The sequence below is a fragment of the Synechococcus sp. CCAP 1479/9 genome, from assembly GCF_019038535.1.
In the GTDB taxonomy this organism is placed as follows: domain Bacteria; phylum Cyanobacteriota; class Cyanobacteriia; order PCC-6307; family Cyanobiaceae; genus Cyanobium.
In genome coordinates, this window is the sequence record NZ_JAFKRK010000001.1 from 55690 (window position 1) to 74782 (window position 19093).

17 protein-coding genes are annotated in these 19093 nt (G+C 71.3%); 10 read left to right on the forward strand and 7 right to left on the reverse strand.

The features are described 5' to 3' along the window. Nucleotides 1–5 precede the first annotated feature (5 nt). Entirely contained in the window at nucleotides 6–920 is a 915-nt protein-coding gene (locus tag KUG38_RS00290; protein ID WP_216918516.1) for an SPFH domain-containing protein, read from the forward strand. Nucleotides 921–942: 22 nt separating this feature from the next. Here the strand turns inward: KUG38_RS00290 and KUG38_RS00295 are convergent, their stop codons facing one another. Next, a complete protein-coding gene (locus KUG38_RS00295; protein ID WP_286195452.1) occupies nucleotides 943–1431 on the reverse strand; it encodes an MAPEG family protein in 489 nt (162 codons plus the stop codon). 60 nt (nucleotides 1432–1491) lie between these two features. Between KUG38_RS00295 and KUG38_RS00300 the strand changes: the two genes are divergently transcribed. The 3 genes from KUG38_RS00300 to ggt all read left to right on the forward strand — a co-directional run bounded on the left by KUG38_RS00300 (nucleotide 1492) and on the right by ggt (nucleotide 8605). After that, entirely contained in the window at nucleotides 1492–1983 is a 492-nt protein-coding gene (locus KUG38_RS00300; RefSeq protein ID WP_216911965.1) for a YajQ family cyclic di-GMP-binding protein, read from the forward strand. Nucleotides 1984–3059: 1076 nt separating this feature from the next. After that, nucleotides 3060–6818 (forward strand): hydantoinase B/oxoprolinase family protein, encoded by a 3759-nt coding sequence (locus KUG38_RS00305; protein ID WP_353617666.1) that lies wholly within the window; start codon nucleotides 3060–3062, stop codon nucleotides 6816–6818. 2 nt (nucleotides 6819–6820) lie between these two features. Continuing rightward, nucleotides 6821–8605: a gamma-glutamyltransferase gene (gene ggt / locus KUG38_RS00310; protein ID WP_216918518.1), complete on the forward strand. Its 1785-nt coding sequence runs from the start codon at nucleotides 6821–6823 to the stop codon at nucleotides 8603–8605. A gap of 3 nt (nucleotides 8606–8608) precedes the next feature. Here ggt and KUG38_RS00315 read toward each other — a convergent pair whose 3' ends face one another. Together KUG38_RS00315 and KUG38_RS00320 are read right to left on the reverse strand one after the other, a co-directional pair. Further along, the gene (locus tag KUG38_RS00315) at nucleotides 8609–9130 is read right to left on the reverse strand and encodes an HdeD family acid-resistance protein (protein ID WP_216918519.1); all 522 of its coding nucleotides are present in this window, start codon (nucleotides 9128–9130) and stop codon (nucleotides 8609–8611) included. Between the two features lie 56 nt (nucleotides 9131–9186). Beyond that, nucleotides 9187–9573 (reverse strand): hypothetical protein, encoded by a 387-nt coding sequence (locus KUG38_RS00320; RefSeq protein WP_216918520.1) that lies wholly within the window; start codon nucleotides 9571–9573, stop codon nucleotides 9187–9189. Between the two features lie 113 nt (nucleotides 9574–9686). Between KUG38_RS00320 and KUG38_RS00325 the strand changes: the two genes are divergently transcribed. Beyond that, nucleotides 9687–10454, forward strand: a complete 768-nt coding sequence (locus KUG38_RS00325) for a potassium channel family protein (RefSeq protein ID WP_353617661.1) — start codon at nucleotides 9687–9689, stop codon at nucleotides 10452–10454. Here the strand turns inward: KUG38_RS00325 and KUG38_RS00330 are convergent. Next, nucleotides 10382–11866, reverse strand: a complete 1485-nt coding sequence (locus KUG38_RS00330) for an NAD(P)/FAD-dependent oxidoreductase (RefSeq protein WP_216918521.1) — start codon at nucleotides 11864–11866, stop codon at nucleotides 10382–10384. The two genes, KUG38_RS00325 and KUG38_RS00330, sit on opposite strands and share 73 nt — an antisense overlap. Before the next feature lie 169 nt (nucleotides 11867–12035). On the opposite strand from KUG38_RS00330, the gene KUG38_RS00335 reads away from it, so the two are divergent. From KUG38_RS00335 to KUG38_RS00355, 5 genes are read left to right on the forward strand one after another with little or no spacing between them, the layout of a single operon-like run. Beyond that, nucleotides 12036–13022, forward strand: a complete 987-nt coding sequence (locus KUG38_RS00335; RefSeq protein WP_216918522.1) for a CobW family GTP-binding protein — start codon at nucleotides 12036–12038, stop codon at nucleotides 13020–13022. A gap of 7 nt (nucleotides 13023–13029) precedes the next feature. After that, nucleotides 13030–14157, forward strand: coding sequence for a WD40 repeat domain-containing protein (locus tag KUG38_RS00340; RefSeq protein WP_216918523.1), 1128 nt, complete (start codon nucleotides 13030–13032; stop codon nucleotides 14155–14157). Then, nucleotides 14154–15128, forward strand: a complete 975-nt coding sequence (locus KUG38_RS00345; RefSeq protein WP_216918524.1) for a metal ABC transporter solute-binding protein, Zn/Mn family — start codon at nucleotides 14154–14156, stop codon at nucleotides 15126–15128. The genes KUG38_RS00340 and KUG38_RS00345 overlap by 4 nt, the downstream gene beginning before the upstream one ends. After that, nucleotides 15128–15916: a metal ABC transporter ATP-binding protein gene (locus tag KUG38_RS00350; protein ID WP_216918525.1), complete on the forward strand. Its 789-nt coding sequence runs from the start codon at nucleotides 15128–15130 to the stop codon at nucleotides 15914–15916. The genes KUG38_RS00345 and KUG38_RS00350 overlap by 1 nt, the downstream gene beginning before the upstream one ends. Then, entirely contained in the window at nucleotides 15913–16770 is an 858-nt protein-coding gene (locus KUG38_RS00355) for a metal ABC transporter permease (RefSeq protein WP_216918526.1), read from the forward strand. Before KUG38_RS00350 ends, KUG38_RS00355 begins: the two co-directional genes overlap by 4 nt. Here KUG38_RS00355 and KUG38_RS00360 read toward each other — a convergent pair. The 3 genes from KUG38_RS00360 to KUG38_RS00370 form a co-directional block, all read right to left on the reverse strand. After that, the gene (locus KUG38_RS00360; protein ID WP_286195453.1) at nucleotides 16734–17471 is read right to left on the reverse strand and encodes a 3'-5' exonuclease; all 738 of its coding nucleotides are present in this window, start codon (nucleotides 17469–17471) and stop codon (nucleotides 16734–16736) included. The genes KUG38_RS00355 and KUG38_RS00360 overlap by 37 nt on opposite strands. An 84-nt stretch (nucleotides 17472–17555) precedes the next feature. Beyond that, the gene (locus KUG38_RS00365) at nucleotides 17556–17891 is read right to left on the reverse strand and encodes a hypothetical protein (protein ID WP_216918527.1); all 336 of its coding nucleotides are present in this window, start codon (nucleotides 17889–17891) and stop codon (nucleotides 17556–17558) included. Nucleotides 17892–18194: 303 nt separating this feature from the next. Next, nucleotides 18195–19091 (reverse strand): ion transporter, encoded by an 897-nt coding sequence (locus KUG38_RS00370; protein WP_216918528.1) that lies wholly within the window; start codon nucleotides 19089–19091, stop codon nucleotides 18195–18197. Between the last annotated feature and the right edge of the window lie 2 nt (nucleotides 19092–19093).

Genomic DNA, 19093 nt, shown 5'->3' on the forward strand with positions numbered 1-19093 from the left:
CCGGCATGGAAGTGCTCCTCATTCCGGTGCTCCTGGTGCTCGGCGGTCTCGGCATCAGCGGCATCAAGGTCACCAGCAGCAGTCGCTCGATGCTGGTGGAGCGCCTCGGCAAGTACGACCGGGAGCTGCGCCCGGGCCTTTCGCTGGTGATCCCCGGCATGGAGCGGGTGGTCAGCCACGAATCGCTGAAGGAGCGGGTGCTCGACATCCCCCCCCAGCAGTGCATCACCCGCGACAACGTCTCGATCGAGGTGGATGCGGTGGTGTACTGGCAGCTGCTGGAGCACGCCCGCGCCTACTACGCCGTCGACAACCTGCAGGCGGCCATGGTCAACCTGGTGCTCACCCAGATCCGGGCCGAGATGGGCAAGCTCGACCTCGACCAGACCTTCACCACCCGCAGCGAGGTGAACGAGACCCTGCTCAAGGAACTGGATCAGGCCACCGATCCCTGGGGCGTCAAGGTGACCCGCGTAGAGCTGCGCGACATCCAGCCTTCCCAGGGGGTGCAGCAGGCGATGGAGCAGCAGATGACCGCCGAGCGGGAGAAGCGGGCGGCGATCCTGCGCTCCGAGGGGGAGCGGGAGTCCCAGGTGAACGCGGCCCGGGGCCGGGCCGAGGCCCTGGTGCTGGATGCCAAGGCCAAGCAGGAGGCGGTGCTGCTCGATGCCGATGCCCAGGCCAAGCAGCAGCTGCTGCTGGCCAAGGCGCGGGCCGAGTCGGCCACCCAGCTGGCGGCCGTGATCGAAGCCCATCCGGCGGCGGCCGAGGGCCTGCGGCTGTTGCTGGCCAAGGACTGGATGGCCATGGGTCAGGAGATGGCCCGCTCCCACGGCGGATCGGTGCTGATGGTGGATCCCCAGAGCCCGGCCTCGCTGCTGGCGGCCCTCAAGGGGCTGCAGGAGAAGGGCGGCAGCTGAGGCCCGTCCGCCGTCCTTGCCCTCAGCTGCGCAGCACCGCCCGCAGGCCTTCGCTGTAAAGAAGAGCTGTGCAGAGAATGCCGCCGGCCCAGCAGAGGCTGCGGAGCGGCGGCAGGTTGGCCACATAGGCCCCGATGTAGCCCAGACGCAGGGCGGGGTGCAGCCAGGCCACCAGGGGCACCCACGGGGCGGCCGCCAGCACCGAGGGGGCCACCAGCAGGCACAGCAGGCAGGCGGGGGCGTGCAGGGTGAAGGCTTCGAAGCTGTTCTGGTGCGCCCAGTTGGCCCGCTTGCCCCAGGCCGGCAGCCGCTCGAACATCGCCCGGGGGGCGGCCAGGTCGGAGGGTTGGAAGTCGGCCTGGGAGCGGGCGGCGCCCAGGGGGATCAGGCTGAGCACCACCACGGCTCCCGAGAGCACCAGCGACCAGGCGAAGGGCCCGCCGGCGGCCGCCGGCAGCACCGGCAGGGCGATGCTGGCCGCCAGGAGGGGGCTGAGCAGGGAGGTGGCCATCGGAACCGGGCGGCTGGGGTCTCTTTTCTAGGCTGGCGCTGCCTTGCCTTCGCCTGCGCCATGGCCGACAGCTATTCCTTCGACGTCGTCTCCGACTTCGACCGCCAGGAGCTGGTGAACGCCGTCGACCAGGTGCGCCGCGAGGTGGGCCAGCGCTACGACCTGAAGGACTCCAACACCGAGATCGAGGTGGAGGAGGCCAGCCTGACGATCACCACCGCCAGCGACATGACCCTCGACGCGGTGGTCGATGTGCTGCGTCAGAAGGCCACCAAGCGCAACCTGTCGCTGAAGATCTTCGACCTGCAGACCCCCGAGCCGGTGGGCGGCAACCGGGTGAAGCAGGTGGTGAAGTTGCGCAAGGGCCTCAGCCAGGAGCTCGCCAAGAAGCTCAGCAAGAAGGTGCGCGATGAGGTCAAGAAGGTGACCGTGGCGATCCAGGGCGAGAGCCTGCGGGTGACCGGCAAGAACAAGGACGACCTCCAGCAGGTGATCACCCTGCTGCGGGCCGAGGACCTGGAGGTGCCGCTGCAGTTCGAGAACTACCGCTGAGGCCACCGCGGATCCGGCCCCTCAGGCGCCGGCTGCAGCGGAAGGCGGCGGCGACCCCAAGGATCGGCAGGGGGCCAGGTGCATCGGAATCCCCGGGGTCGGGGTGCGGCATCGGTGTGACCGGTCCGGAGCGTGGCTCGGTCTCGGGGGTGGGATCCGGACACGCATCGGGATCGCCGTCGCTTTCGTAGCCGGGGCAGTAAATCAGGGATCCGTACAGGGGCCAGTCGGAACTTCCGGGATCGCCTGAACTTGAGGGCGTGATCAACAGCTGCCAGCCTCCATTGACGCCGTGGAAGAGGGCTGGAGTGGTGAGATTCCTGCCACTGATATCCACGGAGATGAAGCCACAATCCGGCAGCTGGCAGATGGGTGCCCGGCTGTAGAGACCCTCGGGGGCACTGCTCGAGTGGGTGAAGGTCATCCAGGCTTCGGCGGGAGGTACGTCGGTGGTCTGACCTGCCTCGAGGCCACGGAAGACGCCCATGAAACCGCCGAGAACGAACTTGATGTCCAAGGCCAGAGCCGCCTGCGGAGCCAGCAGCATGGTACTGACGATCCCAACGGCAATGGATGGATAGGGTCGACAACCTGGCCTTTTCATTGTGACTGCGTCGCCGCTATTTCCATCCTTGATGAAGATGGCTGGCGCGGCAGTCAGTGTTGTCGGATCTTCACCACTGATGCAGATCTGATGCCGGTATGCATCCCAGTGCCAACGCCTCACTCGCCCGCAGGCAGTCGCGACCACCAGCTGGTCGCGACTGCCGTCAAGACGTATGGCATTGCAGCTGTCTGGATGTTGAGCTGGGCCGTCGATGAATCTCCCCAGTTCCGGAGATGATGGTGAAACGGGATTCACCCTCGACAGAGTCACCTCTGTCCTGAACATCATTCTGCTCCGCCCACCGATTGCAGCTGCGAGAATCTGATGATGCGGCCGAGCACGGCGGCGAGCAGCCGGCTGGAACCTCCGGCCATCGGCTTCCCAGATGCCGACGGCACCTTCATCCTGGGAAGGCCTCTCCGTGGCCCTCTCCGGTGTCTGCCTGCCGACCCAGCTCTCAGCGCCCATCGTGACGAGTGGCGGCAGCTGGCGCTTCTGGATCGACCGCGGCGGCACCTTCACCGATGTGGTGGCCCGCACGCCCACTGGCGAGCTGCTGGTGCGCAAGAGGCTCTCCGATCCGCCGCGCCCGGTCGATGGCACCGCACCGCAGGATCCCGCCGTGGCCGCCCTGCGGGAGCTGCTGGAGCTGGCGCCGGACCAGCCCATCCCCCCCGGGCTCGTGTCGGAGCTTCGGCTGGGCACCACCGTGGCCACCAATGCCCTGCTGGAGCGCCAGGGGGCGCCGGTGCTGCTGCTGGTGACGCGCGGCTTCGCCGATCTGCAGCGCATCGGCGACCAGCACCGCCCCGACCTCTTTGCCCTGGAGATCCGGCGGCCCGAGCCGCCGCCCCTGCGGGTGATCGAAGTGGGCGGCCGCCTGGCTGCGGATGGGCAGGTGCTGGAGCCCCTGCAGCTGGACGCGGATCTGGAGACGGCCCTGGCGGGGGCCCGCTCCGACGGCTTCGGCAGCGTGGCCGTGGCCCTGCTCCATGCCGGTCGCCACCCGGTCCAGGAGCAGGCCCTGGGGAGCTGGCTGGCGTCGCAGGGCTTCGGCCCGGTGGTGCTCTCCCACCAGCTCAGCCGCCAGCCCCGGCTGGTGCCTCGCCTCGACACCAGCGTGCTGGAGGCCTCCCTGGGTCCGGTGCTGGGCGCCTATCTCGATCAGGTGCGGGCCGCCATCGGGGCGGCCATCCCGCTGCGGGTGATGACCTCCGCCGGTGCCCTGCGCGCCCCCGCCCTGCTCCAGGCCAAGGACACGATCCTCTCCGGCCCCGCCGGCGGCATGGTGGCGGCGGTGGCAGCGGCGACGGCGGCCGGATTCGGCGATGGCCCGATCCTCGGCTTCGACATGGGCGGCACCTCCAGTGACGTCTTCCACTTCGATGGCAGCCGCGGCGAGGCCGCCTGGGAGCGCGGCAACGACACCGAGATCGACGGCCTGCGGCTGCTGGCACCGATGCTGCCGATCCACACGGTGGCGGCAGGTGGCGGCTCGGTGCTGCAGGTTCAGGACGGGCGCCTGCAGGTGGGGCCCCGCTCGGCCGGCGCCAACCCCGGTCCCGCCTGCTATGGCCGCGGCGGTCCCCTGGCGATCACCGACGCCAACCTGCTGCTGGGCCGGCTCCCTGTGAACGCGCTGCCGCGGCTGTTCGGCCCCGGCGGCGATCAGCCGGCCGATCGGGGGGTGGTGGTCGAGCGCTTCGAAGCCCTGGCCCGCCAGCTGGGGGTGGCCGGGCCGGAGGTGGCGGCCCAGGGGGCGCTGACGATCGCCATCGAGCGCATGGCCGAGGCGATCCGGCGCATCTCGATCCAGCGGGGCCACGACCTGCGTGGCGCCGTGCTTGTCACCTTCGGCAGCGCCGGCGGCCAGCTCACCTGCCCCCTGGCCGACGCCCTCGGCCTCACCCGGGTGCTGCTCCATCCCCTGGCCGGGGTGCTCTCGGCCTACGGCATCGGCCTGGCCCGCCCCTCCCTGCTGCGGGAGCGCACCCTGCGGCAACCCCTCGAGCCGGCCCTGCTTCCCCAGCTGGAGCGGCAGATCGAGGCGCTGGTGGCCGAAGCCACCGCCGAGCTGCGCACCAGCGGTGATCTGGTGCCCGGCGAGGCGCCGCGCTGGCAGGCCCGCCTGGAGCTGCGCTACCGCGGCAGCGACCAGGGGCTGGAGCTGCCCTGGTCCCCCGGTTCGCCCGAAGGGCTGGCCGGGCTACGCGCCGGTTTCGAGTCCCGCCATCGGCAGCGCTTCGGGTTCGTGGTGCCGGACGAGCCGCTGGTGGCGGAGCGGCTGCAGGTGGAGGTGGGTGCCCCGGTGCCCGAGACCCCGCCGCCCGCCACCAGGCCCGCTGATCTGCGTGAGGCGGTGGATGCGCCCGAGCCTTGCGAATGGGTGCCCCTCTGCCTGGCCGAAGAGCACGGCGCCGCTGCCGGCTCCGGGATGGTCTGGCTCCAGGTGCCCCTCTGGCGCCGGGAGCAGCTGGCGGCGGGCCAGCGGATCGCGGGGCCGGCCCTGGTGGTGGAGCCCACGGGCACCACGTTGCTGGAACCCGGCTGGGACGGCCGGGTGCTGGCGGGGGGCGAGCTGCTGCTGGAGCGGCAGGCGCCGGCAGCCGGAGCGGCCCTGGCTTCCAGCAGCGCCGGGGCGGTGGATCCGGTGCGGCTGGAGCTTTACAACCACCGCTTCAGCGCCATCGCCGAACAGATGGGGGAACGGCTGCGCCAGTGCAGCCGCTCGGTGAACATCCGTGAGCGGCTCGACTTCTCCTGCGCCCTGTTCGATGGCGCCGGCCGGCTGGTGGCCAACGCCCCTCACATCCCGGTACACCTCGGCTCGATGGGGGACAGCGTCGCCAGCCTGCTGTCCGCCGTGGCCGCCGGCAGCCTGCCGCCCCTGGCGCCGGGTGATGCCTACGCCGCCAACGACCCCTTCGACGGCGGCACCCACCTGCCCGACATCACCGTGATCACGCCGGTGTTCGCCCCCGAGGGCGGGGCGACGCCGCTGTTGTTCGTGGCCTGCCGCGGCCACCATGCCGACGTGGGCGGCCTCACCCCGGGCTCCATGCCCCCCTTCAGCCGCCGGATCGAGGAGGAGGGGCTGCTGCTGCGCCATGTGCCGCTGCTGCGCCAGGGCCAGTTCGATGCGGCCGCCTGGCGGCAGCGGCTGGCCGCCGGCCCCCACCCGGTGCGCAACCCCGACCAGCTGCTGGCCGACCTCCAGGCCCAGGTGGCCGCCAACCGGCTGGGGGAGAGCGAACTGCAGCGGCTGCTGAGCCGCGATGGCACCAGGGAGGTGAGCGCCTACCTGGGCCACGTGCTGGCCAATGCGGCCGAGGCTGTGGGTGACGCGATCGCCCGCCTCAGCGACGGCGACCACAGCGTCGAGCTCGACAACGGCAGCCGCATCGTCGTGGCCGTGCGCATCGACCGGGCCGCCCGCCGGGCCCGCATCGACTTCAGCGGCACCTCCCCCCAGCTGGATGGCAACTTCAACGCCCCGCTGGCGATCACCAAGGCGGCGGTGCTCTATGTCTTCCGCTGCCTGGTGGGCCGCCCGATCCCGCTCAACGCCGGCTGCTTCGAACCGATCGAGCTGGTCGTGCCGGAGGGGTGCCTGCTGCATCCGCTGCCGCCGGCGGCGGTGGTGGCCGGCAACGTGGAAACCTCCCAGGCGGTCACCAACGCCCTGTTCGGGGCCCTGGGGGTGATGGCGGCGGCCCAGGGCACGATGAACAACCTCAGCTTCGGCGATGCCCAGCGCCAGTACTACGAGACCATCTGCGGCGGCACCGGCGCCGGCGTGCTGGCGGATGGCAGCGGTTTCGCCGGGGCCAGCGCGGTGCAGAGCCACATGACCAACTCGCGCCTCACCGATCCGGAGATCCTCGAAGACCGCTTCCCGGTGCGACTGGAGCGCTTCGCCATCCGCCACGGCAGCGGCGGCGCCGGCCGCTGGCCCGGCGGGAACGGCGTGGTGCGGCGGCTGCGCTTCCTGGCGCCGATGACCGTGGCCATCCTGTCGGGTTCCCGTCGGGTGCCCCCCTTCGGCCTGGCCGGTGGTGGCGATGGTGCGGTGGGACGCAACCGACTGGAGCGGGCCGATGGCCGGCTGGAGGAGCTGGCCGGCTGCGACCAGGTGGCCGTGCAGCCGGGCGACCGGCTGGAGATCGCCACCCCCGGCGGCGGCGGTTACGGCACCACGGACGCCGGCGCCGCGGGAGCCTCGCTGTGAGCATGGTTCGCCGGGTCGCCATCGGGGCGGTGCTGCTGATGGTGACGCCGGCCGCGGTTGCCACCGAGACCAACGTGCTGCTGGAGGGCGAGCAGCGCTTCCGGCCCCAGTGGTCGGCCCGGGGGCTGGTGGCGGCCCAGGAGCCGCTGGCCTCGGCGGCGGGGGCGGCGATCCTGCGCCAGGGGGGCAACGCGGTGGATGGGGCGGTGGCCACCGCCTTCGCCCTGGCGGTCACCCTGCCCCAGGCCGGCAACCTGGGTGGCGGCGGCTTCCTGCTGCTCTGGCTGCCCGGCCCTTCGCCGGCCCGCCAGCGGGGCTGCCTGGACCGGGCACCCGGCGGCAACCCGGCGGCCGGGCCCGAGCTGGCCATCGGCGGCGGCACGGCGGTGGCGGTGAGTTTCCGCGAGACGGCCCCGGCGGCGGCCACGGCCACGATGTTCCTGGGCCCCGATGGCCAGGTCGACCGGACCCGCGCCACCCGCAGCCTGCTCAGCACCGCCGTGCCCGGCAGCGTCGCCGGCCTCGTCCTGGCCCAGCGCTGCTACGGCCGCCTGCCGCTGCAGGCGGTGATGGCGCCGGCGATCCGCCTGGCGGCCCGGGGCTTCCCGGTGAGCCGCGAGCTGAGCGATTCCCTGGCCGCCGCCGCCCCGCGGCTGCAGGCCGATCCCGTCTCCCGCCGCCTGTTCCTGCCGCCCCCGGTGCCGGGCAGCGTGATGCGCCAGAGCGAGCTGGCGGCCAGCCTCCGTCGCATCGCCGCCGAGGGGGACAACGGCTTCTACCGGGGACCGGTGGCCGACGCTCTGGTGGCGGCCATGGCACGGGGCGGCGGCCTGATCACCCATGGCGACCTGCGCTCTTACCGCGCCCGGCTGGTGCGGCCGCTGCGGCGCCAGTTCCGCGGCCATCCGGTGCTCACCATGCCACCGCCCGGGGGCGGGCTGACCCTGCTGCAGCTGCTGGGGATCCTCGAGCCCTTCGACCTGGCGGCCACCGGCCTGAATGCCTCCGCCAGCCTCCACCCCATGGCCGAGGCCATGAACCTGGCCTACCGGGATCGCAACGCCCTCCTCGGCGACCCCGACCAGGTGCCGGTGCCGGTGGAACGGCTGCTGGCGCCGGCCCACCTCGACGGCCTGCGCCGCCGCATCAACCCCCGGCGCCACACCCCGGCCCCGGCCCTGGAGGCGGCCGCCGCCCGTGAAGGCACCAACACCACCCACCTCTCGGTGGCCGACCGGCAGGGCGGCCTGGCAGCCCTCACCACCACCCTCAACTTCCCCTACGGCAACGGCATCAGCGTGCCGGGGATGGGCTTCCTGCTCAACAACGAGATGGACGACTTCACCGCCCTCCCCGGCAGCGCCAACGCCTTCGGCCTGCGCCAGGGGTCGGCCAATGCCATCGCACCGGGCAGGCGCCCGCTCAGCTCGATGGCTCCCACTCTGGTGTTCCGCCCCGATGGCCGCCCCTGGCTCGCCACCGGCAGCCCCGGCGGCAGCCGGATCATCACCACCATCCTTCAGGTGCTGGTCAACCGGATGGTGCACGGCCTCAACCTGGCCGGCGCCGTGGCCGCCCCCCGGATCCACAGCCAGCTGTGGCCCGACCGGATCGACGTGGAGGAGGGCCTCAGCCCCGACAGCCGCCGGCTGCTGGAGGCCATGGGCCACAGCGTCCGCCGGGCCCCGGCCATGGGGGCGGCCAACAGCGTCGAGGTGCTGGCGGGCGGCGGCAGCCTGGGGACGGTGGATCCGCGCCGGGCCGAAGGCCTGGCCGCGGCCGAATGAACCTCAGCCCTCGGCCGTGGGCGCGCTTGGGGCGGTGATCAGGTTGAAGGCGGAGAAGGCCAGGCCGAAGCCGAACAGGGTGCCGATGGCCCAGAGGCTGTCGGAGGGCCATTCGGCGATCAGCATTCCCCCCAGCACCACGGTGACGATCCCATCGAGCAGCACCAGCCCCCGGGCCGGCCCGGCGCCGGCGGCGGCGCCCGCCAGCTCCATCACCCCCTCGACGGCCAGCAGGACGCCGATGAAGAGGGTCAGGCTCACGGTGCTGGCCACCGGGAAGGCCACCAGGCCGATGCCGCCCACCACGTACAGCACCCCGGAGATGGCGCGGAACACCTTGCTGCGGGTGTCATCGGCCGAGGTGAGCCGCAGCAGCTGGGAGGCGCCCGCCGCGACTGACACCCCACCGAGGGCGATGGTCAGCAGGGTGGCTGACACGAAGGGAAGCGCCAGGCAGAGGACAGCCGCCACCAGCAGCAGGCCGGCGGTGACCCAGCGCAGGGTGGGGGAAGCGGGGACGGACAAGGGCTTGGAGAGGCTGGTGGGAGGTTAGGCCGCTTTCCCCGGGCCGACCGCCGGGATCAGCGGGTGCGGGGCGGGCCGTTGTAGAGGATGGCCACCACCGTGCGGCCGTCCGGGGCGATTTTGATCTCCGTTTCCGTGGTGGCCGGCAGGCCCTTGGCCTCCCAGCCGGGGGGGCCTCCGAGGAAGCGGTAGACGAAGCCGTCCGCGCCGCTGCGCACCAGGCAGGGGTTGGTGGCCGCCGAGGTGCTGAACATGCAGTTGGCCGGGGTGTAGACCGTCAGCCCGCCGTTGCTGAGCACGGCCGCGTTGCGGGCCAGGTTCAGGGCCCGGATCTCGTTGAAGGGAATGCCCTGGGCCAGGGACGGGGCCAGGGGGGCCACCGCCAGCAGGAGACCCGCGGCGGCGGGCAGCAGGCGGGAGGCGGGCCGGAAGCGGAAGGCCATCGGAGTCCTTGCGGAGGTCTCCAGTATCAGGCGGTGATCCGCCCGTGCGTCTGAGCGCCGCTGGCTGTCGCTGAAGCGCGGCCTACGTTGTCGGTTCCGAGTCCATCGCCGCCGTGATCCGACCCCTGGCAGCGCCGGCGTCGCCGGCCGTTCTGGCGCGCCGGCGGCACCGCTTCTACCGCCGGCTGCTGGCTCTCTGCCTGCTGGTGATGCTCAGCCTGGCGTTTCCCCAGACGCTGAGCCTGGTCGGATCGGTGAGCTACCTCCTGATCACGGTCCTCACCACCTTGGAACTGAGCGGGTGCCTGGCCGGTGGCGTTGGGCGCTCCTGGAGCGACCGCCTGTTCCTGGCGCTGGGATGCACCAACCCCTTCCTGCAGCTGTACTGGCTGCTCACCCCCGCGTCGCAGCGGCTGTCCGGGGTGCCCCTGCTGCTGATCACCACGCTGTTCATCGGCTGGAGCCTGGTGCGGCTGGTGCGGACCCTGGGCCGGGAGCCCCGGGCCACCAGTCCGGTGGTGGCCGGGGCAGTGGCTGGCTACCTGCTGCTCGGCCTCAGTGGTGGCCTGGTGCTGAGCGTGCTGGAGACGATCGAGCCCGGCAGCTTTCTGGCCAACACCGCCGATGGCCAGGCCGCGATCGTTCGCTCCCATCCGGGGGCGAACGCCGAAAGCGTCTGGCAGCTGGATTTCGCCCGCATCAACTACTTCGCCTTCGTCAGCCTCACCACCACCGGTTATGGCGACATCACTCCGGCCAGGCCCCCGGCGCGCATGGCCAGCGTGGTGCTGGGGATCGCCGGGCCGCTCTACATCGCCGTGATCCTGGGGGTGCTGATCAACCGGTTCAAGGGTCCGGGGGGGGAAGCCTCCGGCGACTGAGTCACGCCATCGGGTGGCACGGCCCGCTCCAGACCCACGTCCACCCCGAGGTGCTGATCGGGACGGCCGGTGATCAACAGGGCCGTGCGCTGGCGGGTGGCGATCTGCCACATCCACTTGCTGAACAGGGCGATGCGGTTCTCGGTGTCGGGGATGAAGGCCAGATGGGCCAGGGCCCACAGGATCCAGCCCGCCAGCCCGCTCACGTGCAGCCCGCGCAGATCCGCCACCGCGTACCAGGGGCCGATCACGGCCATGCTGCCGAGGTCGAACCAGCGGAACGGGGCGCTGCGGCGGCCTTCCAGGCCCGCCAGGATGTCGCGCGCCACCCAGCCGCCCATCTGCACTGCCGGGCCCGCCATGCCCGGCAGCACCCGGCCGTCGCCGGTGTGGGCGTAATGGCAGAGATCGCCCACCGCCCGGATCTCCGGGTGAGCCGGCAGCGAGAAGTCGGCCTCCACCTGCAGCCGTCCGCCCCGGTCGACGGGGGCGCCGGTCCGTTCGGCCAGCAGCCGGCCCAGGCGGGAGGCGCGCACCCCGGCGGTCCAGCAGATGGTGGCGGCCTCCAGGTCGCCGAGGCCAGCGCCGCCGGCGTCCGCCTCGTCAGCGGCGGCGTCCGGGGGGCGCCGCAGGAGCACCCGGCCGGGTTCGATGGAGGCCACCATCGTGTTGAGGTGCAGCTCGACGCCGGCCCGCTCCAGGTAGGCCGCGGCGTCGGCGGAGAGATCGGCCGCCATCGCCGGCAGCACCCGATCCACCGCATCCAGCAGGATCACCCGGCACTGGGTGCGGTCGAGCTGCTTGAAGTCCCGCTCCACGGCGCGGTGCATCAGCTCGATCAGGGAGCCGGCCAGTTCGCAGCCCGCCGGCCCGGCCCCCACCACCACCACCGACTGCAGGAAGCGGCGCCGCTCGGGATCCCGGGTCTGCTCGGCCTCCTCGAGGGCCATCAGCAGCCGGCGGCGGATCTCATCGGCGTGCTCGAGGATCTTCATCGGTGGCGCCAGGGGCCGCCACTCCTCGTGGCCGAAGTAGGTGCTGCCGGAACCGCTGGCCAGGATCAGGTGGTCGTAGGCGTAGCGGTGGTCGTTGAACACCACCTCCCTGGCCTCGGTGTCGATGTCGACCACCTCGCCCAGCAGGATCTGGATGTTGGGGGCCTGGCCCACCATCTGCCGCAGGGGCGACGCCACATCCGCCTCCGACACCAGGCCTGAGGCCACCTGGTACAGCAGGGGCTGGAAGAGGTTGAAGTTGCGCTTGTCGATCAGGGTCACGCGCACCGGCTGTCCCGCCAGGACATGGCAGGCCTTGAGCCCGGCGAAGCCACCGCCCACGATCACCACGTGGGGCCAGTCGCGCATGGCCTCCAGAGGTGGGTCCAGCTCGAGGAAGAAGCGTTCCGGGGCCATCGGGCTGATCCTCAGGAACGAACCGTAGGCAGCTCATGGCGGCGGGGCGGTAGTGACGGAAGCGGTTTGGCGGACGGGCTGGCGGGGTGACCCGCTGGGGCCGCCAGGGGGGACCGGGACTGCTAGCTTGAAAATGATTCCCATGTCTGGCCCTTTGGGTTCTGCTCCGATGCGCTCGGCCCCTTCCACGGCCCCTGATCGGGATCGTCTGCCCGTCACCGTCCTCACCGGCTATCTCGGCTCCGGCAAGACGACGCTGCTCAACCGCATCCTCACCCACGAGCACGGTCTCAAGGTGGCGGTGATCGTCAACGAATTCGGTGAGGTGGGCATCGACAACCAGCTGGTGATCGATGCCGATGAGGAGATCTTCGAGATGAACAACGGCTGCATCTGCTGCACCGTTCGCGGCGATCTGATCCGCATCATCGGCAACCTGATGAAGCGCCGCGACCGCTTCGATCACCTGGTGATCGAGACCACCGGCCTGGCCGATCCGGCCCCCGTGATCCAGACGTTCTTCGTTGATGAGGACCTGCGGGACCAGCTTCGGCTCGACGCCGTGGTCACACTGGTCGACCTCCGGCATGTGGAGCAGCACTGGGAGAGCGAGGAGGTGCAGGAACAGCTGGCCTTCGCCGATGTGCTGCTGCTCAACAAGACCGATCTGGTGGAAGCTGAAGCGCTCGAGGCCATCCGCCAGCGCACCCGGGCCATCAATCCCCTGGCCCGGGTGATTCCCACCTGCCGGGCCGATGCGGCCATGGACCAGATCCTGGGCGTGGGGGCCTTCGAGCTCGAGCGGGCCCAGGAGATCGATCCGGAGTTCCTTGCCTCCGACCATGACCACGAACACGACGATGCCGTCAGCTCGGTGGCCTTCATCGAAGAGCGGCCGATGAGTTACGGGAAGCTGGAACGCTGGGTCGATGGGCTGGTGAGCGAGCGGGGTCCCGATCTGTTCCGCATGAAGGGCATCCTCCAGATCGATGGCGAAAGCCACCGCTACGTCTTCCAGTCGGTGCACATGCTCATCGACAGCGCCCGGGATCGTCCCTGGCGGGCGGATGAAACCCCCAGAACCGATTTCGTGATCATCGGCCGCGATCTCGATGAACCCGCCCTGCGGGCCGGTTTTGAGGCCTGTGTCGCCTGATCCGGCCATGGCGCCCCCCCAGGCCCTGGTGCAGGAACGTCTCAGTGGCACCTGCGGCAACGCCATCACCGCCCAGGCCTGGTCGGCCGATGGCGAATTCCTGGCGATGGCCACGGCCGGCGGGGAGCTGCTGCTGCTCGACTTCCGGGCGGGTTGCGAGGAGCTGCTGCGCGGCGAGCGGGACAGCAGCCTTGATGTGCTCGGCTTCAGTCCCGACGGCCGGTTTCTGATGGCGGCGGGCCAGGGCGGCGAGTTGCTGCTCTGGGAGATGGGGGGCACGGGGGTGCGGCCGATGGCCTTCGATCCGGTGCCGCTGCAGGCCGGCTGGCTGGATGCCGCCGCCTGGCGGCCCCAGGGCGCCCTGCTGGCGCTGGGGGCCGGCCGGCGGGTGAGGCTCTGGGACGGGGAAGCCCGCGCGCTGCGGGAGGAGAGTCAGGAGCTGGAGCGCACGGTGCTGTCCCTGGCCTGGAGCCGCGATGGCCAGCGGCTGGCGGCCGCCTGCCACGGCGAGGTGCTCCTCTGGCGGCCGGACGATCCCGGCGACCTGCCCCAGCGCTGCGCCACCGGCTCGGCCGGCGTGGCCCTGGGCTGGTCCGACCAGGGGACCCTGCTGGCCAGTGGCCAGCTCGACGGCTCGCTGATGCTCTGGCCCGACGGCGCCGCCGGCCGCGGCTGGCAGTTCAGCGGCTTCCCCGGCAAGGTGCGGTCCCTGGCCTGGTGCGATCAGCCGGGGCGCCTGGCCCCCTTGCTGGCCGTGGCCTCCACCGACATCGCCGTGCTCTGGAGCCAGCAGGACCGCGGCGCCAAGGGCTGGAAGCCGGAGCCCCTGGTGCTGCACGAGGGCCGCGTCAACGCCGTGGCCTTCGCCCCCGGCAGCAGCCTGCTGGCCAGCGCCTCCAGCGATGGCACGGTGGCGCTCTGGGATGGCCGCGGTCGCCTGCAGCAGCTGCTCGAGGGCGACGGCCAGGCGATCACCTGCCTCAGCTGGCGACCCGATGGCCGCCACCTCGTCGCCGGCGGCGACCAGGGGCAGTGGTGGCTCTGGCCCGTCAGCCTGCCCCCATCCGTCCGTTCCCGCCCCCAGCCTTCCCGCTCCCAGCCCCGCCCACCCCGTTCCGGAGGTTTCGCCCCATGACCCAGCCCCCCGTCCGTCGTCCCGTCCTGGCCCTGGCCGCGGGGCTGTCCGCCCTGCTGCTGGGCTGCCGCCCCGCCGTGCAGGCGCCGGAAGCCCAGGCCGGCCGGGCCGATCGCCCCCGGGTGGTGACCACCTTCCTGCCGATCACCCTGTTCACCCGGGCCGTGGCCGGCGACTGCGCCGAGGTGACGGCCCTGATCCCCGCCGCCAGCGGCCCCCACGATTTCCAGGCCAGGCCAGGGGATGTGGCGGCCCTGAAGAACGCCAAGGTGCTGGTCAAGAACGGTCTGGAGATGGAGTCCTTCCTCGACAAGCTGGTCAAGGGGGCCGAGAACCCCGATCTCAAGGTGATCGACTCCAGCAGCGGCATCGCCACCCTGGAGAACCCGGAGGCGAGCGGTGAGGCCAAGGCCGAGGCCCACGATCACGGCCACGTCGGCCACGACCACGGCCCGATCAATCCCCACATCTGGCTTGATCCGCTGCGGGCCGCCCAGCAGGTGGACAACATCCGTGACGGCCTGATCGCCGCCGATCCGGCCTGCGCTGACGGCTACCGCCGCAACGCCGCCGCCTTCAGCGGCCAGCTGCGCCAGCTCAACACGGACTTCGAGAAGCAGCTGGCGCCGTTCCGGGGCAAGACCTTCGTGGTCCTGCACGACTTCGCCCCCTACTTCGCCGACCGCTACGGCCTCAAGGCCTCGTACCTGGTGGATGTGCCGGAGCAGAACCCCTCGCCGGCGGATCTGGCCCGGGTGGCGGAGACGGTGAAGCGCACCCAGCTGCGGGCCCTGCTCAGTGAACCCCAGCAGGGCAATCGCTCCTTCAACGCCCTGGCCGGGGATCTGGGAATCCGCATCAGCGTCTTCGATCCGATGGAGACCGGCACCGAGGAGGCCTCCCGCAACCCTGGCACCTACGCCGAAGTGATGCGCCGCAATGTCACCGACCTGGTGAGCGCCTTCCGCTGATGGCCGTGCTGGAGGTCGAGGGCCTGCGGGTGCTGCGCGATGGGGTGCTGGCGGTGGACGACGTCAGTTTCCAGCTCGCGGCCGAGAGCGATACAGCCCTGGTGGGGCCGAACGGAGCCGGCAAGAGCTCCCTGGTGGGGGCGATCCTGGGCCTGATCCCCCGCCAGGCCGGGGAGGTGCGGATCCTCGGCCACCGGCTGGGCCCCGCCGGCCAGCTGCCGGCCCAGGTCCGCGCCCAGCTGGCCTTCCTGCCCCAGGCCCTGCCGCTCCAGTGGCGCCTGCCCCTCACCGTGGCCGAGTTCGTCGGCTTCGGCTGGGATCCGCCCGGCCCGCGTCTGCCCTGGAGCGGCGGCAGCGCGCGCCGCTCCGCCGTGCATTCCGCCCTGGCCAAGACGGGCTGCGGTCCCCTGGCCGAGCGCCTGCTGAGCGAGCTGTCGGGGGGGCAGCTGAAGCGGGTGCTGCTGGCGTTCTGCGTTGTGCGGCCGCGGCGCCTGCTGGTGCTGGATGAGGCCCAGGCCGGCCTGGACGCCCCCTCCACCGAGCAGTTCCACAGCCTGCTGTTCGACCTGCGCCGCAGTGAGGGCTGGACCGTGCTGCAGGTCTCCCACGACCTGGACATGGTGCGGCGCAGCTGCGACCAGGTGCTGTGTCTCAACCGCCAGCTGCGCTGCAGCGGCCATCCCGAACTGGCCCTGTCCCGGGCCCAGCTGGAGCGCCTCTACGACCCGGCCGACCTCCCCAGCCATCCCCGGCGCCAGGCACCCATGGGCCGCCCCCGGATCGGATGACGGAGTTCTCCCCGTTCAGCGCCGTGATCGGCCAGCCGTTCATGCAGCGGGCCCTGGTGGGTGGGCTGCTCACCGGGGCCCTGGGCGGCCTGCTGGGCAGCTTCGCGGTGCTGCGCCAGCTGTCCTTCTTCAGCGATGCCCTGGGCCATTCCGCCCTGCTGGGGATCAGCCTGGGCATCCTGCTGGGGCTCAACCCCACCCTGGTGCTGATCCCCTTCGCGGTGCTGTTCGCCCTGCTGGTGAACCTGCTGGTGCAGCGCAGCCAGCTGCCCACCGATGCCCTGCTGAACATCGTCTACTCCACGTCCCTTGCGTTCGCGGTGGTGGCCCTCAGCCTGGTCGCCACCTACAAAGGCGGGATCCAGCAACTGCTGTTCGGCGACATCCTCGGCATCTCCTGGCTGGACCTCGCCCTGATCGCCGTGCTGCTGGTGGCGGCGGTGGCCTACCTGCTGGTGAGCCTGCGGGCCCAGGTCCTGGTCACCCTGCATGCCGATCTGGCCGGGGCCTTCGGCGTCGGCAGCCAGTGGCACCGGATCGCCTTCATCCTGCTGCTCGCCGTGGTGGTGGCCGTGTCGATCAAGGCGGTGGGGGTGCTGCTGATCAGCGCCTTCGTGGTGATCCCCGCCTGCGCCTCCCGGCTGGTGAGCCGGCGCTTCGGCACCTACCTGGTGCTCTCTTCGGTGATCGGCGGCGGCTGCGCCGTGCTGGGCCTGCTTGGCTCGGGGCTCACCAACCTGCCGTCGGGCCCCTGCGTGGTGATCGTGCAGTTCTTCGGCTTCCTGCTGGCCCTGCTCTGGAGCCTGAGGGGGCGGCCTCAGCGGCTGCGGGCCAAGCCGGCCGTCACCTCCTGACCCGCCGCCAGCACGATGCCGGCGCAGGCCTCGGCGTCGGAGAGGGCATCGTGGTGCTGGAGCGGCAGCCCCAGATGCCGGCACACATCCGGCAGCTTGGTGGGCCGCAGATTCCAGGCCTGCCGGGCCACCTGCACGGTGCAGACGAAGGGCTGGGCCGGGGGGCGCAGGCCCGCCTGCTCGCAGCAGGCCCGCAGCACACCGGCATCGAAGCTGGCGTTGTGGGCGGCGATGAACTGCGCCCCATCCAGGCAGGCCGCCAGCTGGGGCCAGAGCTCGGCGAAGCTGGGCGCATCGGTCACCTGCGACCAGCTGATCCCGTGGATGGAGGTGAACAGGAACGTCCGGCGCGGCGGCCGGATCAGGTGGTGCTCGCGGCGCACGATCTGGCGCCCCTCCACCCGCACGAGGGCGATCGAGCAGGCACTGTCCCGGCCCTGATCGGCCGTCTCGAAATCCAGGGCCACGAAGCAGTCCGGCTGGAGGGCCCCCAGGCCGGGAGCGCTGGATGGGGCCGGCGACGCCGGGATCTGGGCCAAGGCCGCTTCAGCGTTGCGCAGAAATCGCCGTTCCTCGCGGCTGAGGTTGGCGGCACCCCAGCGGCTGCGGTACTCCAACAGCTGCCCATAGCGACGCACATCCACCTCCGCCCAGCCCCCAGCCCTGAGGGCGGCGCGATGGCTTGGCTCCGGCGTCGGCATCACTGACGGAAGTCCCTGGGGGCTCCAGCAGTCTCCCCGACCACCGCGCTCAGGGTTCGGTTCGATGCGGTCGAGCTGCCCGGCCTACTCGACCTGCCGGACTTCGATGGTCGCCATGTGCAGGTGGTTGCTGGCTTTGCAGCGGGCCAAGCCCCTGCCCGTCGCTCCATCCTTGCTCCGGCTGGTGAAGGTCCATTCGAAGGTGCGCTGGGCGCCGTCATCCCTGGTTTCCGAGAACCGGCTGGCCAGTTTGTAGCTGGCTGGATACAGCAGCTTGGTCTTCACAAGATGCTCGCATTCCTGCTGTTGCTCCAGCCGCCGGGCCTTTAGGGCCTGCTCGGGGGAGCCTTCGGTTGGGAAGGCAAGCTTGACAAGCAGTCCGATGGTGCCGGCAAGGATCACGCCGGAGGCGCTGAGCACGGCGAGCCGCCACCTCGGTGTCCCCGGGCTTTGGGGCCTCCCTTTGTGAAGGGGCCGGGCCTTGCGGTCGTTCCGGCGCGGCTGAGGCTCAGGGCGCTGGCTTGATCGGCCTTGGTTCCGGGATCGTCCCAGGCGTTTCAGCCATAGCGCGAAAGGATGATCGCTCACGCCAGCCCTTCCGCTGGCGTGTGCTGTGGTGGACGGATGGACGGCAACGGAATGAGGCTATTACCACGACATCGCACCATAACAATGGCCTGGCACCAGCACTGTTGAATCAAGGCGGCATCAAGACGCCATCGCTCAGAGTTCGGCGCCGCAGAACTTGCAGTGGCGGGCATCCGGGTCATGTCCGCCCTTGAGGCAGGCCCCACACACCACCGGGCTGGTCTGGTCCTCCTGCGGCGGCCGCAGCACCGACAGGCCGATCTCGGCGCTGAGGATGCCGGTGGGCACGGCGATGATGCTGTAGCCGATCAGCATCACCACCGAGGCCATGAAGCGCCCCAGCGGCGTCACCGGCGCCACGTCGCCGTAGCCCACCGTGGTGATGGTGACGCAGGCCCAGTAGATGGCCACCGGGATGCTGCGGAAGCCGTCGTTGCCGGCCTCGATCACGTACATGAAGGCGCCGATCAGGATCACCAGCGTCACCATCGCCAGCAGGAACACGGTGATCTTGCGGCGGGCGGCGATCAGGGCGCTCCAGAGGAGTTCGGCCTCCTGCAGGTAGGCCCCCAGCTTCAGCACCCGGAACACCCGCAGCAGCCGCAGCACCCGCACCACCAGGAACAGCTGGCCGCCGCCGATCAGCAGCCCCAGGTAGGTGGGCAGGATCGCCAGCAGGTCCACCAGCCCGAAGAAGCTGGTGGCGTAGCGGCGCGGCTCGGCCACCAGCAGCAGCCGCAGCAGGTACTCGAGGCTGAACAGCAGGGTGAAGGCCCACTCCAGCCCCAGGAAGGCGGCGGCCCAGCGCTGCCGCAGCAGCGAGTCACTCTCCAGCACCACCGCCAGCACGCTGAGGGCGATCGCCAGCATCAGCACGGCGTCGAAGGCCTTGCCGGAGGGGGTGTCCGTCTCGAGGATGGTGCGCTCCAGCCAGGGGCGCCCGACCACCCGCACCAGGGCCAGGGCAACGGCAACCAGCCCGACCAGCAGGAGCGGCACCAGCAGGGGCTCCAGCAGCGGCACCTGCAGCATCG

Coding starts and splice junctions, on each gene's coding strand:
- KUG38_RS00290 (WP_216918516.1), top strand. CDS start 6: ATGGAAGTGCTCCTCATTCCGGTGCTCCTGGTGCTCGGCGGTCTCGGC.
- KUG38_RS00295 (WP_286195452.1), bottom strand. CDS start 1,431: ATGGCCACCTCCCTGCTCAGCCCCCTCCTGGCGGCCAGCATCGCCCTG.
- KUG38_RS00300 (WP_216911965.1), top strand. CDS start 1,492: ATGGCCGACAGCTATTCCTTCGACGTCGTCTCCGACTTCGACCGCCAG.
- ggt (WP_216918518.1), top strand. CDS start 6,821: ATGGTTCGCCGGGTCGCCATCGGGGCGGTGCTGCTGATGGTGACGCCG.
- KUG38_RS00320 (WP_216918520.1), bottom strand. CDS start 9,573: ATGGCCTTCCGCTTCCGGCCCGCCTCCCGCCTGCTGCCCGCCGCCGCG.
- KUG38_RS00330 (WP_216918521.1), bottom strand. CDS start 11,866: ATGGCCCCGGAACGCTTCTTCCTCGAGCTGGACCCACCTCTGGAGGCC.
- KUG38_RS00335 (WP_216918522.1), top strand. CDS start 12,036: ATGCGCTCGGCCCCTTCCACGGCCCCTGATCGGGATCGTCTGCCCGTC.
- KUG38_RS00340 (WP_216918523.1), top strand. CDS start 13,030: ATGGCGCCCCCCCAGGCCCTGGTGCAGGAACGTCTCAGTGGCACCTGC.
- KUG38_RS00345 (WP_216918524.1), top strand. CDS start 14,154: ATGACCCAGCCCCCCGTCCGTCGTCCCGTCCTGGCCCTGGCCGCGGGG.
- KUG38_RS00350 (WP_216918525.1), top strand. CDS start 15,128: ATGGCCGTGCTGGAGGTCGAGGGCCTGCGGGTGCTGCGCGATGGGGTG.
- KUG38_RS00355 (WP_216918526.1), top strand. CDS start 15,913: ATGACGGAGTTCTCCCCGTTCAGCGCCGTGATCGGCCAGCCGTTCATG.
- KUG38_RS00360 (WP_286195453.1), bottom strand. CDS start 17,471: ATGCCGACGCCGGAGCCAAGCCATCGCGCCGCCCTCAGGGCTGGGGGC.
- KUG38_RS00370 (WP_216918528.1), bottom strand. CDS start 19,091: ATGCTGCAGGTGCCGCTGCTGGAGCCCCTGCTGGTGCCGCTCCTGCTG.